13 protein-coding genes and 1 riboswitch are annotated in these 15,463 nt (G+C 41.8%); of the genes, 12 read left to right on the top strand and 1 reads right to left on the bottom strand.

Annotated features, from left to right (window positions below):
• Positions 1 to 132 precede the first annotated feature (132 nt).
• Both ACDD58_RS06900 and ACDD58_RS06895 read left to right on the top strand, forming a co-directional pair.
• The gene (locus ACDD58_RS06900; RefSeq protein ID WP_117919919.1) at positions 133 to 1,425 is read left to right on the top strand and encodes a UDP-N-acetylglucosamine 1-carboxyvinyltransferase; all 1,293 of its coding nucleotides are present in this window, start codon (positions 133 to 135) and stop codon (positions 1,423 to 1,425) included.
• Between the two features lie 67 nt (positions 1,426 to 1,492).
• Positions 1,493 to 2,233: a YoaK family protein gene (locus tag ACDD58_RS06895; RefSeq protein ID WP_117919921.1), complete on the top strand. Its 741-nt coding sequence runs from the start codon at positions 1,493 to 1,495 to the stop codon at positions 2,231 to 2,233.
• Positions 2,234 to 2,324: 91 nt separating this feature from the next.
• On the opposite strand, the gene ACDD58_RS06890 is transcribed toward ACDD58_RS06895, so the two are convergent.
• Positions 2,325 to 3,404: an HD-GYP domain-containing protein gene (locus ACDD58_RS06890; protein WP_243006755.1), complete on the bottom strand. Its 1,080-nt coding sequence runs from the start codon at positions 3,402 to 3,404 to the stop codon at positions 2,325 to 2,327.
• A gap of 209 nt (positions 3,405 to 3,613) precedes the next feature.
• Positions 3,614 to 3,729: riboswitch (SAM riboswitch) on the top strand.
• A 101-nt stretch (positions 3,730 to 3,830) separates the two neighbouring features.
• Between ACDD58_RS06890 and metK the strand changes: the two genes are divergently transcribed.
• From metK to ACDD58_RS06840, 10 genes are all read left to right on the top strand, one after another.
• Positions 3,831 to 5,012, top strand: a complete 1,182-nt coding sequence (gene metK, locus ACDD58_RS06885; protein ID WP_118209871.1) for a methionine adenosyltransferase — start codon at positions 3,831 to 3,833, stop codon at positions 5,010 to 5,012.
• Between the two features lie 226 nt (positions 5,013 to 5,238).
• Complete coding sequence (locus ACDD58_RS06880; RefSeq protein WP_117919925.1) at positions 5,239 to 6,726, top strand: HAMP domain-containing sensor histidine kinase; 1,488 nt, start codon at positions 5,239 to 5,241, stop codon at positions 6,724 to 6,726.
• Entirely contained in the window at positions 6,719 to 7,408 is a 690-nt protein-coding gene (locus tag ACDD58_RS06875) for a response regulator transcription factor (protein WP_117919927.1), read from the top strand. Before ACDD58_RS06880 ends, ACDD58_RS06875 begins: the two co-directional genes overlap by 8 nt.
• Positions 7,409 to 7,571: 163 nt before the next feature.
• Entirely contained in the window at positions 7,572 to 7,742 is a 171-nt protein-coding gene (locus tag ACDD58_RS06870) for a DUF3791 domain-containing protein (protein ID WP_186899320.1), read from the top strand.
• Positions 7,743 to 7,779: 37 nt separating this feature from the next.
• Positions 7,780 to 8,124, top strand: coding sequence for a DUF3990 domain-containing protein (locus tag ACDD58_RS06865; RefSeq protein WP_370777464.1), 345 nt, complete (start codon positions 7,780 to 7,782; stop codon positions 8,122 to 8,124).
• A gap of 68 nt (positions 8,125 to 8,192) precedes the next feature.
• Positions 8,193 to 8,432, top strand: a complete 240-nt coding sequence (locus ACDD58_RS06860) for a hypothetical protein (protein ID WP_370776564.1) — start codon at positions 8,193 to 8,195, stop codon at positions 8,430 to 8,432.
• A gap of 5 nt (positions 8,433 to 8,437) precedes the next feature.
• Positions 8,438 to 9,103, top strand: a complete 666-nt coding sequence (locus tag ACDD58_RS06855; RefSeq protein WP_370776563.1) for an RluA family pseudouridine synthase — start codon at positions 8,438 to 8,440, stop codon at positions 9,101 to 9,103.
• 39 nt (positions 9,104 to 9,142) lie between these two features.
• A complete protein-coding gene (proS, locus tag ACDD58_RS06850; protein ID WP_117919934.1) occupies positions 9,143 to 10,582 on the top strand; it encodes a proline--tRNA ligase in 1,440 nt (479 codons plus the stop codon).
• A 182-nt stretch (positions 10,583 to 10,764) separates the two neighbouring features.
• Positions 10,765 to 14,076 carry a GGDEF domain-containing protein gene (locus ACDD58_RS06845; protein WP_370776561.1) on the top strand — a complete coding sequence of 1,104 codons (3,312 nt, stop codon included), beginning with the start codon at positions 10,765 to 10,767 and terminating at the stop codon, positions 14,074 to 14,076.
• A complete protein-coding gene (locus ACDD58_RS06840; RefSeq protein ID WP_118209874.1) occupies positions 14,073 to 15,413 on the top strand; it encodes a CCA tRNA nucleotidyltransferase in 1,341 nt (446 codons plus the stop codon). The genes ACDD58_RS06845 and ACDD58_RS06840 overlap by 4 nt, the downstream gene beginning before the upstream one ends.
• Positions 15,414 to 15,463: the final 50 nt, after the last annotated feature.

Below are 15,463 nucleotides of genomic sequence, written 5' to 3'. Positions count from 1 at the left end.
TGGAAATGCAGATTTTTTTGGGAATATCTGCATATTTACAACAAAATTGAAACTGTGATATAATTCTTGACAAAAGCACATAATAGCAACTATAATTATGTGTTTGTATGAAAAGGTTCATAGAGGTGTGATATGGAACAATATGTCATTAAAGGAGGCAATCCGTTAGTCGGTGAAGTGGAAATCGGCGGGGCAAAAAATGCTGCGCTTGCCATCATTTCTGCGGCAGTCATGACGGATGAAACCGTTACAATAGAAAATTTACCAAATGTCAGAGATATCAATGTGCTGTTAAATGCGATCAGTGATATCGGAGCGAAGGTAGACAGACTGGATACACATACGGTGAAAATGAACGGATCATTTATTCACAATCTGGTTGTGGACAATGAATATATCCGTAAGATAAGGGCATCCTATTATCTGCTTGGAGCTCTCCTTGGCAAGTATAAACATGCAGAGGTAGCTCTTCCGGGTGGCTGTGATATCGGAAGCCGTCCGTTTGACCTTCATCTGAAAGGATTCCGTGCATTAGGTGCGACAGTAGATATCCGGCATGGTCTTGTGGTTGCAGATGCAAAGCAGTTAAAAGGAACGCATATATATCTGGATAAGGTATCTGTCGGTGCAACGATTAACATTATGATGGCAGCAGCCATGGCAGAGGGAAAAACAACTTTGGAAAATGCTGCAAAGGAACCTCATGTTGTAGATGCAGCCAACTTTTTAAACAGCATGGGTGCTAATATCAGAGGTGCAGGTACGGATGTGATCCGTATCGTCGGAGTGGAGAAGCTGCATAAAACAGAGTATTCTATCATTCCGGATCAGATTGAAGCCGGAACATTTATGCTTGCTGCAGCAGCCACAAAGGGAGATATTACAGTAAAAAATGTAATTCCGAAGCACTTAGAAGCGATCAGCGCAAAACTGCTTGAGATCGGATGTGAGGTGGAGGAGTTTGATGATGCGGTACGCGTGGTATCTTCAAAACCGTTGCATCATACACAGGTTACAACGCTTCCGTATCCGGGATTTCCAACGGATATGCAGCCACAGATCGCAGTGGTATTAGGTATTTCAGAGGGTACGAGTACCGTTACGGAAAGCATTTTTGAAAACCGTTTTAAATATGTGGGCGAGCTTGCACGCATGGGTGCCAATTTTAAAGTCGAGAGCAATATAGCGATCATCGGCGGAGTTGACAATTATACCGGAGCACGTGTTAATGCACCGGATCTGCGGGCGGGAGCGGCTCTTGTGATCGCAGGGCTGGCAGCAGAAGGAATCACAGTGGTAGATGATATCTACTATATTGAACGTGGATATGAAGAATTTGAGAAAAAACTCGCATCACTGGGGGCTGTGATCGAGAAAGTAAGTACAGAGAAAGAGATTCAGAAGTTTACACTGAAAGTATCTTAGGAGTAGAGAAGGGCGTTTCCGGGTATAGGAGACGTCTTTTTTTGATTCATAGGAAATGAGGATAAAGATGAGAAAAATATTTCAAAAAGAACTGGATATGATACTTCACTGGAATCTCACGCTAGTTGGTGGATTCCTTGGAACTTATGCGATATTGCTGCATGCAGGAAATTTTGGATCTGCACAGACCGGAAACGTTATGGAGATGGCAGCGGCACTTACCGGTAAAGATTTTGCAGAAGTGGGAATAAGATTTCTGGCATTTCTTATTTTTGGCAGTGCGATCGTTATCTCCTATCTGCTGACGAATTTTACCAGACTGGATATGCGAAGGCTGGTACTCTGGGTAGATGCGGCAGGACTTACCGCAACAGCGGTCATGCCGGAGGGAATGTCTGCGGTTGTGAGTCTTTATCCGATATTTTTCTGTTCGGCATTCCAGTGGGGAAGTTATTCCGGTGCATCCGGGTATAACAGCGCAAGCATTTTTACCACGAATAATTTTAAGCAGTCGCTGCTTGCATGGACACAGTACATATTGACAAAGGATCCGGAATTTCGCAGAAAAGGAATCATGTATACCATGACAGTACTTTCTTTTTTTGCAGGTGCATGTATCGGATGTGTGTCTGTCTATGCATATGGTGTGTATGGCGCATTTGTGGGATTTGTTCCGTTGATTGCCGCACGTGTGTTTATGCATATTGGAAAGATACCGGTTTTGAATGGAACACCGGAAGAAATCGAAGAGGAAGCAGAAGAAGCGCTCGAAGAGGCAGTTCTGTTAGAAAACGATCAGAAAATATGATCGTTTTCTAAGGAGCCTCTTTGAGCGCTTCTTTTTGAAACTGCAGGTATATCCGAAAAATAGTGGATTCTATCTACAGCAATCAGTCCGCTTACAGAATACTCTGGATATGCAGATCAAGACGTGTAGACAAATCAATGCAGGAGTTATCGTTCAACTGTACGATCGGTCTTGCAAGATGCTGCTGGTTTAACATAACGATATTGGCACTCTGCCCGTTACTTAAAAGAACACGGTTGTTCTGATAAGTGGATGCGATATGCTGTAAAAAAGTCAGGATGAACTTTGGCTTATACTTCTGAAGACCTTCCTGTTCAAAACGCTCAATGACCTGAAATGGACAAAGAGGAGCACGGTAAGATCTTGCAGCAGTCATGGCATCATAAACATCAGCGATCGCAACGATCATTGAGCAGTCATCTAAGTCTTTCTGGGTCGCTTTCAGCGGATAACCGGATCCATCACAACGCTCATGATGAAGCAGGGCAGCTTTTTTAATATGAGGATCGATCTGCAGCGGTTTTAATAATTCATAGCCAAATTTTGTATGTCTTTTGACGAGATCAAATTCTTCGTCTGTATATTTGCCTGGTTTATTTAAAATATCATCCGGGATCTTTAATTTCCCGATATCATGCAAAAGACCACAGAGTGTTAAAGTGTCTAAAGTGTCAGCATCTACTTTCAGCCATTTACCGATACGCCGGCAGATCAGAGCTACATTTAAAGAATGTGCATAAGTGCTGTCATCGTAAGCACGCATATTGTGCAGCATATCAAAAAGCTCAAGTGATGTTTTACAGGAATTAAACAGTTTAACTGTCTGGTCAAGAAGATCATTTGTGTCAAGCGGCTGATCATGAAAAACATAGCCTTCCATGGAAGACTTTAAGGAGTTCAATACGAAAGAATGATCAAACTGGAATGTCTGAAATTCTTTCGAGGCTTTTACCTTCTGGGAATAAGCCGGAATAAAATGTGGTGTTTCCGGTTCTTTTGGTTCATCCGGATCTTCAATACCGACCTCTAAAACACAGTAAAAAGAAAGACGCATGATAAGTGGTCTTGTAAGTGTGACACCTTTATCAACGATCATCTGTCCGTTCTTTGTCAGAATCTGTTCGGCAGTAATCATGCCGGGTTCAAGTTTGTTGACTGTTACCTTTTTCATAAAAAACCCCATTTCATTCATGATAACAGAATGTCCGCAGAACATGCATTCTATTATATGTACGTTTATAATTAAGTATAGTATAGAATTTTCATATTTGAAAGTCAATCGGGTTTGTGCAAAAGGTTAAGAAATTATACCTTGACATTTTAGAAAAACAGGTGTATGTTAGTCACTGTGAGTTTTATAACTTAATAACTTTTAGAATTTTCTTATTCAGAGTGATGGAGATACAAAGGATCTGTGAAGTCACGGCAACCCCTCTACGGAAGGTGCCAACCTGAGCGAATTGTACGTTACAGTATATATGTTCGAACAATAAGAGGATTTGATGATTGATTTACAGATATCACTTCCACTTGTTTTTCGCAAGTGGATTTTTTTTGCGAAAACGCAAAAAACACTATCAGAAAAAGGAGCAAAAGAATGGAAAAAAGATTATTTACATCAGAATCCGTAACAGAAGGACATCCTGACAAAGTCTGCGATGCAATCTCTGACGCAATCTTAGATGCATGTATGGCAGAAGATCCAATGAGCCGTGTTGCATGTGAAACCGCAAGCTGTACAGGTTTCGTTTTAGTAACCGGAGAGATCACCACAAAAGCACAGTTAGATATCCCGGCAATCGTTCGTAAAACGGTAAATGAGATCGGTTACAACGATGCCAAGACAGGATTTGACGGAAATACATGTGCAGTTATGGTAGCACTTGACCAGCAGTCACCGGATATTGCAATGGGTGTTGATAAAGCATTAGAAGCAAAAGAGGGTGCCCTGACAGATGATCTTGATACCGGAGCTGGTGATCAGGGTATGATGTTTGGTTATGCAACCAACGAGACACCGGAGTTAATGCCATATCCGATCTCTTTAGCACACAAACTGGCATTACAGTTAACAAAAGTAAGAAAAGACGGTACATTAACCTACTTAAGACCGGACGGAAAAACACAGGTTTCCGTAGAGTATGATGAAGCAGGAAAACCGATACGTCTTGAGGCAGTTGTATTATCTACCCAGCATGATGATGATGTAACACAGGAGCAGATTCATGCAGACATCAAAAAATATGTTTTCGATCCGATCCTTCCGGAAGATATGATCGATGCAGATACCAAGTTCTTCATTAACCCGACCGGACGTTTTGTAATCGGCGGACCACACGGAGATGCAGGTTTAACAGGACGTAAGATCATCGTAGACACTTACGGCGGATATGCACGTCATGGCGGCGGAGCTTTCTCTGGAAAAGACTGCACAAAGGTTGACCGTTCTGCAGCATATGCAGCACGTTACGTTGCAAAGAACATCGTAGCAGCAGGTCTTGCAGAGAAATGTGAGATCCAGTTATCCTATGCGATCGGTGTTGCACAGCCGACATCCGTTATGGTAGATACTTTTGGAACAGGTAAATTATCCGATGAGAAGTTAGTTGAGATCATTCGTGAGAACTTCGACCTTCGTCCGGCAGGTATCATCAAGATGCTTGACTTAAGAAGACCGATCTACCGTGGAACAGCAGCTTACGGACATTTCGGACGTACAGACTTAGACCTTCCGTGGGAGGCAGTTGATAAGGCTGATACATTAAAGAAATATCTATAAGGAAATAAATTTCCTCGAAATAAATTTCCTCGAAATAAATTTCCTCGAAATAAATTTCCTCGAAGATTTTAAGTGAAAAGACAGATCCGGTTTCACAAAAAGTTTAGACAATTTTATATAAAATAAATGGGATTTGTATTTTTTCATGTTATAATAGGTCATAAAGGTATTTTTATGAAATCATAAAGATGCTTTTATGACCATTTTTTATGGCAGGGAGATTACAATGAAACTGAAATCCAAAATTATTATTTCTTTTTGTATTATTATTTTTGTCCCGATCGTGCTGATGATGGCGGCACTTTTCAGTTTTCAGCGTATCCAGGTAAAAGCGATTGAGCAGACTTATGGGATCACGGAAAATAATTATAGTTATTTTTCAAATTCCATGCAGCTCCTGAGCCGCTTTACCAAAGAATGTTTCAAAGAACTGAAGGATACGGCGAAGGATGATCCGGCGCGACTGGAAGATCAGGATTATTTAGATGAACTTAATCAGACTTTAGAGGAGAAGAGTTCCTATCTGATCGTAAGAAAAGATAAGGAGCTGATTTACATTGGCGAGGATGCAAGTATTTCACTTCTGACACAGCTGCCATCCTATGGGGATACTGTGAAAGATGAGGATGCCGGAACTTACATTGACGGTGATGAACAGGTGCTGATCAAGCAGATCGATTTCCAGTTTCAGGATGGAAGTGCGGGAAGTGCATTTATCGTTACAATTTTAGAGGAGACTGTTCCTGAGGTAAAGAAACTGCTCATTGATGTATTAGTTTCCATTATTCTCATTCTTGTGCTGACAGCGACAATGTTAACCATCTGGATGTATACGAGCATGATCAATCCGATCAGAAAACTGCAGACGGCAGCACAGAATATCAAAGATGGTAATCTTGATTTCTCCGTGGAATCGGACAGCAAGGATGAGATCGGTGAACTCTGCAGATCGTTTGAGGAGATGCGTCTGCGCTTAAAAGACAATGCGGAGGAAAAGATCGAGGGTGAAAAAGAAAATAAGACACTGATCAGTAATATTGCGCATGATTTAAAGACACCGATCACAGCAGTAAAGGGATATGCGGAAGGACTTATGGATGGTGTAGCTGATACACCGGAGAAACGGGATAAATATATCCGCACGATCTATAATAAGGCAAACGAAATGGATACACTTTTAAATGAGTTGACATTGTATGCTAAAATTGATACAAATCGTATTCCATATAATTTTGCAAAAATTAACGTATCAGAATATTTTAATGACTGCGTAGAGGAGATCGGGCTTGACCTCGAGACAAGAAATATCAGGCTTGCTTATTTTAATTATGTGGATGAAAATGTTCTGATCATTGCAGATCCGGAGCAGCTCCGCCGTGTGATCCATAATATTATAGGTAATTCCATCAAGTATCTGGATAAACAGCAAGGATTTATCAATATCCGTATCAAAGATGTCGGTGACTTTATCCAGGTGGAGATCGAGGACAACGGCAGAGGTATCTCTGCAAGAGATCTGCCATATATTTTTGACCGCTTTTATCGTGCGGATGCGTCGCGTAATTCTGCAACCGGTGGCAGCGGTATCGGTTTGTCTATTGTAAAGAAGATCATAGAAGACCACGGTGGAAAGATCTGGGCAACCAGTAAGGAAGCCATCGGAACAGTTATGTATTTTGTAATTCGTAAATATCAGGAGGTACCAAATGAGTAAGGTTTTGATTATTGAAGACGAGGTAGCAATCGCAGATTTAGAGAAAGATTATTTGGAATTAAGTGGTTTTGAGGTTGAGATTGAGAATGACGGGGTGGTCGGGTTAAAACGTGCACTCTCGGAAGATTTTGATATGTATATCTTAGATCTGATGCTGCCGGGGATTGACGGATTTGAGATCTGTAAACAGATCAGAGAAGAAAAGAATACACCGATACTTATGGTATCTGCCAAAAAAGATGATATTGACAAGATCAGGGGACTCGGACTCGGTGCAGATGATTACATTACAAAGCCGTTTTCACCGAGTGAGCTTGTCGCACGGGTCAAAGCACATCTTGCCCGCTATGAACGGCTGATCGGAAGCAATATCGTGGAGAATGACGTCATTGAGATCCGTGGCATCCGTATCGATAAAACAGCGAGACGTGTCTGGGTGAATGGAGAAGAAAAGCAGTTTACGACCAAGGAGTTCGATCTTTTAACATTCTTAGCAGAGCATCCGAACCATGTGTTCACAAAGGAAGAACTTTTCCGTGAGATCTGGGATATGGAGTCGATCGGAGATATCGCAACCGTGACTGTGCATATCAAAAAGATCAGGGAAAAGATTGAGATGAATACCAATAAACCCCAGTATATAGAGACTATTTGGGGTGTCGGATACCGCTTTAAACTATAGTTTGTGTCCCCAAATAGTCTCCGACTATTTGGGGAGTGGGGTACTACTTTAAATTGTAGTTTGTGAACATAATACCACAAGAAGATTCTGTTTTTATGGACAGGATCTTTTTGTGGTATTATGTTATTAAATAACAGATAAAAAATAACCGGAATGGAGAAAAATGACAAAACAAAATATAGAAAATTCAGAAGAATTGGAATTTGCAATATTTTGTATTGAAAATGTTGCAGTTAAGCTGGGGGTAAATGCGCAGACAATATACAGTGCATTGACAGAGAAGAGCAGTATTTTGAATGATTATATAATTCCAGAATACGAAATAGGCTGTTAAGTGGTGTGGTAAATTTAAAAGACGCGGAAAACCTGGAATTGTTTCCGCATATGAATTTGACGAAAGTATAGAGCACAATCTAAATGTTTTGAAATTTGATTCATATTCTGAAGAATGGCTGGATTTTATATTAAACTGCAGAAGTAGAAGAGATGCCTCTGATTATGATATTGTTATAGGTGGTGTAGCGAATGATAAAGTTTTTAATACGGTAGTTGAACTATTTGCTAAAAAAACAGGAAAATCCGTTGATGCAGCCTTAAACTTTTTTTATCATTCCAAAGTATATGAGTTCATGAGTGAAGGAATTTCAGATATGCACTGCATGAGTGATGGATATCTGGCAGAGGAACTTGAACTGGAGTATAAAAAGGGTATATAATAAAGAAGTTCGGGCTCTGACAAAGTCAGTCATCCGGATGAAATAAAGGATAAGCGAGGAAACAAAAGATGGGTAACTATGAAAAACCAACTGTCATAGTGACAGGAGAAAATATAGAAGGTGTGTATCTTGCAAGCGGAGATCACCTGGAGCAGTGCAGATTTGGAAGAACAGAAGCATCGGCTGGTTCGGATGTATGTCAGGAATGTTCCAAGAGTGGCGGAAAGCGTTCCACTCCGCTGCCGGGAGAAGAGTCCGCAAGGAGAGAGGATTTTGTAAGCTGCGTGGATAATATGCCGGTCAAATAGTAGAAATGAGGAACAGTATGCAGCCAGCGATCATTTATGAAGATGAAGATATTATCGTCTGCAAAAAGCCGGCAGGCGTGGCAACACAGACAAAACGTATCGGACAGGCGGATATGGAGAGCCTGCTTAAAAACTACCGGGCATCCAAAGGAGAAAAACCTTATATCGGTGTGGTGCACCGTCTGGACCAGCCGGTCGCAGGAGTCATGGTATTTGCTAAAAATAAAGAGTCAGCATCGGATTTGAGCCGTCAGATCAAAACAAAACTGACAGACAAATACTATTATGCCATGACGGACGGAGTGCCGGAAGAGAAAAAGGGAATCTTAGAGGATGATCTCTTACAGAATGGACAGACAAACACATCTGAGGTGGTAGAGAGAGGAACTTTGCAGGCAAAACATGCAAAACTTTCCTATGAAGTAATTGAGCAGAATGGGAGAAATGCCATTTTACGAATAAAGCTTGATACCGGACGTCATCATCAGATCCGCGTACAGCTTGCACATGCAGGAATGCCGATCGTCGGGGATAAAAAGTATAATTTCAAAGAAAATATTACCCCGTCAGGAAAACAGCTTGCACTATGTTCTTTCAAGATCGCATTCCGTCATCCAAAGACACATAGAAAACTGGAGTTTGAAATTGACAAGCCTTTTGGTTTATCATAAAATAAATCCAAAGGTTTTTAAAGAATAAGGAGATTTATCATGGCAAAGGACAAGAAGTTAGTAGAGGCAATCACTTCCATGGAGGAAGATTTTGCCCAGTGGTATACAGACGTGGTCAAAAAAGCGGAACTGATCGATTATTCATCCGTAAAGGGATGTATGATCCTTCGTCCGGCGGGTTACGCGATCTGGGAGAATATCCAGCATGAATTAGACCGCCGTTTCAAAGAGACAGGCGTTGAAAATGTATATTTACCGTTGTTTATCCCGGAGAGTCTGTTAGAGAAAGAAAAAGATCACGTGGAAGGGTTTGCACCGGAAGTTGCATGGGTTACTTACGGCGGCTTAAATCAGCTTCCGGAGCGTCTGTGTGTCAGACCGACTTCAGAGACATTGTTCTGTGATTTTTATAAAAATATTATCCAGTCTTACCGTGATCTGCCAAAGGTATATAACCAGTGGTGTTCTGTTGTAAGATGGGAGAAGGAAACACGTCCGTTCTTACGTTCCAGAGAGTTCTTATGGCAGGAGGGACATACCGCACATGCGACTGCAGAGGAAGCAGAGCAGAGAACCGTACAGATGTTAAATGTCTATGCGGATTTCTGTGAGGATGTACTTGCAATGCCGGTTATCCGTGGACAGAAGACAGAAAAAGAAAAATTCGCAGGCGCAGATGCAACTTACACGATCGAAGCGCTGATGCATGATGGAAAAGCATTGCAGTCAGGAACCAGCCATAACTTTGGCAATGGATTTGCAAAAGCATTTGGCATTCAGTACACTGATAAGGACAACAAACTTCAGTATGTATATCAGACATCCTGGGGTATGACAACACGTCTGATCGGTGCGATCATCATGGTACACGGAGATGATTCAGGACTTGTGCTGCCACCGCGTATTGCTCCGGTACAGGCTATGGTCATCCCGATCCAGCAGCAGAAAGATGGTGTGCTTGACACCGCAAAAGAAGTCTGCGAGCGTATCGGAAAAGTCTGCCGTGCAAAACTTGATGATTCTGACAAGAGTCCGGGATGGAAATTCTCCGAGCAGGAGATGAGAGGTATTCCGGTTCGTATCGAACTTGGACCAAAGGATATTGCAGCAGGCAAATGTGTGATTGTGCGCCGTGATACCAGAGAGAAGATCGAGGTTGCATTAGATGAGCTTGAAGCAAAACTTCCGGAGTTATTAGAGCAGATCCAGAAAGATATGTTTGAGCGTGCAAAGGCACACAGAGATGCACATATCTGGGATGCACATAACTACGAAGAGTTTACAACAATCGCAAATGAGAAACCGGGCTTTATCCGTGCAATGTGGTGTGGAGATCAGGCATGTGAGGATAAGATCAAAGAAGATCTTGCAGTGACATCACGCTGTATGCCGTTTCATGATCAGGAACATATCTCAGATGTATGTGTATGCTGCGGAAAACCGGCTCACAAATTAGTATATTGGGGTAAAGCATACTAAAAAATAAAAACAGAACCGCAAAGTGATTCAGCGAATATAGACAGATTCGCTGAATCATACGGTTCTGTTTACTTTTAACATAAAATGGAAACGATTCCGGTAGCGTTTTTAAAATGGGATCATAAGACCTGCAGAAAGTACATGTAACACAAAATATTATTTTTTCAGGGGGATGGGAGAAGATGATAGAAAAGTATTATGATGGTGCGATAGAACAGGTGGCAGCCGGTTTGGGAACTGTGGAAAAGAACCATCTTCTGGTCAGATACAGTGGACAATTTTCCATAGAAGAATTAAGTTATACAGATCAGCTGGAGAAAATGGAGAATATTTTCGTACAGATGCACGAATTTGAACCGGGTGAAATCACCAGTGCATATGAGCCGTATCTTACCATGATCTGTGATGGCTTCAGGCGGTATATGACGGGTACATTCGAAGAATTTATGGAAGAATGTGATGTGTATTATCTGCACCGGCCGGTACTGCTTGGCTATTTTAACCGGGGATATGCAAAAAGGGAAGAGATCATTTTGCTCGATGAGGTGGCATATGAACAGGAGCGCATGCTAGCGGCACTTGAACGTATGCTGTATGCCATTGCAGACAGGCATCCGGTTCTTCTTATTTTGAACCGTTTTCAGCTGGCCTCAAAAAGTACGATGCAATTGACAGCGCGAATTTTAAAAGCCGAGAACAGCAATATAGGTCTTGTGCTTGGGGTCAGTGATATTCAGGCAATGCCGGAGTTTTTAGTGCCGGACTGGGAGATGCTTTACGAGACATTAGATGATGGCAGCAAGATTTACCATATCGGAAATTCCGGCAGGAAAAAAGAAGAAATCGCAGATGATGGAAAATATGCTGACTACGGAAGCGAAAAGGTCTACCGCAAACTGCAGAATATGGTGGAATTTCTTGATTTTGACCAGGCAGCATATTATCTGGGGGTTATAGAGCGAAAGATAAAATTTGATAATCTCTTTGTCGATGATCCTGCACGTTTTCGCATGTGGCTTTTATTTGCGAAAGTTTCTATTTTAAGGAAGGATATTCCCAAAGCTCTTGAAATTTGCGAGGATTTAGAAAAAATCCATCTTGCCGGAAGGGAAGATGAGTGTGCATATGAGCAGGACTATCTGATCGCAACTGCGTATATGTATCAGGGAAAATTAAAAGAAGCCTTAGAGATGGCAGGCGAAACATATCGTATTGCAGAAAAAATATCGGATGATTACCGGAAGTTTTTATCCGAGTTACTCAAAACCCAGATACAGATGTCCGGCTGGTATAACATATTTTTCTGTGCGCAGGATGTAAAAATAGAGAAAAGCCTGACCGAAAATCTGATCCGCTACAATTACCGCAATCATCTGGCACATGTATATATTTATGCATATGACAATAAGCCGGAAATCGTCGAGAAGGCGAATCAGTCTGAAGAACTTCTGATCTACTTCAGCAAGGGAATACGTATTGCCAAAGAAATCGAAAATGAACATCTGATCAACACGGCATACCAGAAAAATATCATGCTTTCGTCGACAAATGGCATGTATGAGATTTCCCTGCTTTATTCGGTGCGCACGTATGAAGCATTGAAAGATAAAAGATCAATCCAGGCAGGCCGTATCTATTCGGGAATTGCATATAATTTATGTGCGATCGGTGAAAATGAACGTGCAATGGCGTATTACACGCATGCCATCCGTCTGTTTTATTATCTGAGGGAGCCGGGAGATATTGCAGAAGTGCAGTATAATATGTCTTTAAACTGCATTATGTGCGGTCAGTATGAAAAGGCGGAATTTTATCTGACACAGTGCATGAAGGCTGTGGAACGTCTGCATTTAAACAGTCTGAGGGTATGCAATCTGTCAAAATTATATGGACTTCTTGCACTTGTGTCTGTTTTAGAGGGCAACAGGTTTAATTGTGAGCGCTACTTAAATAATTGCAGACAGTTTTTAAATTACGTTATAGAAAAAGAAAAGATGGGAGATGGGTTTGGAACTGTCCATGATTATGCGAAAGTTGATGACGACATGTTTTTATATACATTTTCCCGCGGATTGCTTGCCGTATACGATAGAGATTATGAAAAAGCTGACTTAGATTATGAAAAAGCGGAGAATTATCTGAGATGCTCCGAGGGAAATCAGTTTTTCAGCTATGCACTTTTCCGGAAAAAGCGAATGGAGTGTTTCAATCATCTTGGAAATAAAAAAGGGGAAGTAAAACAAAAGAACATACTGGAGGAATACGAATACAAACATTTTAACACTTATGGAAAGCTGGCAGAAAAAATTATGGATACCCTGCCGCCTTTAGATGATGAGGATGGGAAGAAGGAGATTTCCGTACAGGAATTAGATGCGCTTCTCTGGCAGGAAAGTATGGTGCTTGCTTATAAGAGTAAAAAACACCAGCTGGATTTTATTTTAACCTGGCAGAAACTGATCGACGTGACCGGAGTCAGTGCAGAAGAAATGATCGATGCGGTCATGAAAACGTTTTTAAATCATTTTAATGTGGATTGCGCGGTATATGCGCGCTGTATGGAGAGACAGACGCAGGTATTATACAATAATACAGGGATAGAATTAAACGACGGGCAGACGGGCAGGATCATTGCTTCCCTGAAACGGAATCCGGGAGGTTATGCAATCTCGAAGATCAGCAGCAATTATAATGAGCACCAGGATATCACATCATTATTTGGTGAGGATGATGTGTGTTCTTTAGTGGCAGTACCGTATTTTAACAATTCAAAACTGGAAAATTTCCTGATCGCCTATGTGAGGATGAAGGATAACTGGCATTCTTCCGTAAACAGATATATGTTAGATGAAGATGACTTAAACATGTATCAGCTTTTGTTCCGGGAGGTAAAATATTCTTTGAACCGTCTGGACGCATATGATAAAATATACGAGATGAACAATAAACTTTATCTTTCTGCGGTTACAGACCAACTGACTGGAATTTATAACAGAGAAGGGTTTTACCGGAGAATCAAAGCCCTGATGGATGAATTTCTGGGAGGAAAACGAAAACCGGAACTGGGACTGATGTTTATTGATCTCGATAATTTTAAACATTATAATGATACTTACGGTCATGATGTCGGAGATCTGGTTTTAAAGGAAATGGCAGACATTTTCTCGGGTCTGTGTGAAAAACAGGGATTTGTATGCCGCTACGGCGGGGATGAATACATTATCGTATTTTTTACTGCAGACGAAGAAAAACTTACAGAGACAGCAGAGCTGATCTATAAAAAGATCGATCAGGCAGACGGTTTTGAAGGAGCGATTTCTGAGAAACTGAAAAAACAGATTTCTATCAAAAAAGAGCAGCGTATTTCCTGTTCCATTGGAATCGTGTCGGCGAAAGACGTTCATGACGAGGAAGAAATCAACCAGATGATCAAGCGGGCGGATGATCTGCTCTATTCGATCAAGACAACAAAAAAGGGAACTTACCGTATATGAAAATCGTTTTGCCGGAAAAAGTAAAATTTATCATAGAAACATTAGAAGAACATGGCTATGAAGCGTATGCAGTCGGCGGCTGTGTGCGCGACACCATGTTACACCGCACACCGGGGGACTGGGATATCACGACACAGGCGAAACCGGAGCAGGTTAAAGAAATATTTGCCGAAAAAAAGATCCATACCATTGATACCGGGATACAGCATGGAACAGTCACCGTGATGGTGGAACATGAAGGATTTGAAGTGACAACTTACCGGATCGACGGTGAATATGAGGATGCAAGACACCCGAAAAACGTGCAGTTCACGGCGAGTCTGCTGGAGGATTTAAAACGGCGTGATTTTACAATCAATGCCATGGCATATAATGACAAAAACGGTCTGGTCGATGCATTTGACGGTGTGGGTGATTTAGAGCGGGGCGTGATACGATGCGTGGGATGTGCCACAGAGCGTTTTTCGGAAGATGCGCTTAGGATGCTTCGTGCCGTGCGTTTTGCTGCACAGCTTGGATTTGCGATTGAGGAAGAGACAAAAAAGGCGATGGTAAAACTTGCACCGAATATTGCAAAAGTCAGTGCGGAACGGATACAGACCGAACTGGTAAAATTAATTACCTCTGCACATCCGGGCGAGATCAAAACAGCATGGGAGACAGGTCTTACAGCAGTATTTCTGCCGGAGTTTGACCGTATGATGGAGACGCCGCAGAACACAAAGCATCATTGTTATTCGGTCGGGGAACACACTGTGGCAGCCTTAAATCATATTGTGGGAGATAAGGTGCTGCGCCTTACAATGTTGTTACACGATGTGGCAAAACCTGCGTGCAGGACCACGGATGAGTCTGGCAGCGATCATTTTTACGGACATCCGAAGGAAGGCAGTGAGATCGCACGAAAGATCCTGCGCCGGTTAAAGTTTGACAATGATACGACGGATAAGGTGTGCCGTCTGGTGTGCTGGCATGATGATAATCCGCCTCTTTCAGAGAAAAATATTAGAAGAGCAGTAAGCAGGATCGGAGTGGAACAGTATCCGGCATTGTTTGCGGTAAAACGTGCAGATATCCTGGCACAGAGCGAATACCAGAGGGGAGAAAAGTTAGCATACGTGGATGGATATGAGGCATTATACCGGGATATTTTAGAAAAAAATCAGTGCCTTACGATACGGGACCTGGCAGTCAATGGAAGTGACCTGATCGCTGCCGGGATGAAACCGGGAAAAGAGATCGGGGAAACATTAAAAGGTCTTTTGGAACTGGTGCTTGATGAACCGGAGCTGAATACAAAAGAAAGACTATTGGAGAGAATCTGTAGTCATGAATGAACAAACCCTCTCATATGATGAAGAGACACGGTGGTAAGACCGTAATCAAT

Origin of the sequence: Roseburia sp. (assembly GCF_041325975.1) — a bacterium.
GTDB lineage: Bacteria > Bacillota > Clostridia > Lachnospirales > Lachnospiraceae > Roseburia > Roseburia rectibacter.
This window is presented reverse-complemented; position numbering and strand designations above follow the sequence as displayed.

Bases quoted from the DNA above. Each gene is read 5' to 3' on its own strand.
- ACDD58_RS06860 (WP_370776564.1), top strand. From the start codon at position 8,193: ATGGGTAACTATGAAAAACCAACTGTCATAGTGACAGGAGAAAATATA.
- ACDD58_RS06845 (WP_370776561.1), top strand. From the start codon at position 10,765: ATGATAGAAAAGTATTATGATGGTGCGATAGAACAGGTGGCAGCCGGT.
- ACDD58_RS06870 (WP_186899320.1), top strand. From the start codon at position 7,572: ATGACAAAACAAAATATAGAAAATTCAGAAGAATTGGAATTTGCAATA.
- ACDD58_RS06895 (WP_117919921.1), top strand. From the start codon at position 1,493: ATGAGAAAAATATTTCAAAAAGAACTGGATATGATACTTCACTGGAAT.
- ACDD58_RS06880 (WP_117919925.1), top strand. From the start codon at position 5,239: ATGAAACTGAAATCCAAAATTATTATTTCTTTTTGTATTATTATTTTT.
- ACDD58_RS06840 (WP_118209874.1), top strand. From the start codon at position 14,073: ATGAAAATCGTTTTGCCGGAAAAAGTAAAATTTATCATAGAAACATTA.
- ACDD58_RS06890 (WP_243006755.1), bottom strand. From the start codon at position 3,404: ATGAAAAAGGTAACAGTCAACAAACTTGAACCCGGCATGATTACTGCC.
- ACDD58_RS06855 (WP_370776563.1), top strand. From the start codon at position 8,438: ATGAGGAACAGTATGCAGCCAGCGATCATTTATGAAGATGAAGATATT.
- metK (WP_118209871.1), top strand. From the start codon at position 3,831: ATGGAAAAAAGATTATTTACATCAGAATCCGTAACAGAAGGACATCCT.
- proS (WP_117919934.1), top strand. From the start codon at position 9,143: ATGGCAAAGGACAAGAAGTTAGTAGAGGCAATCACTTCCATGGAGGAA.
- ACDD58_RS06900 (WP_117919919.1), top strand. From the start codon at position 133: ATGGAACAATATGTCATTAAAGGAGGCAATCCGTTAGTCGGTGAAGTG.
- ACDD58_RS06875 (WP_117919927.1), top strand. From the start codon at position 6,719: ATGAGTAAGGTTTTGATTATTGAAGACGAGGTAGCAATCGCAGATTTA.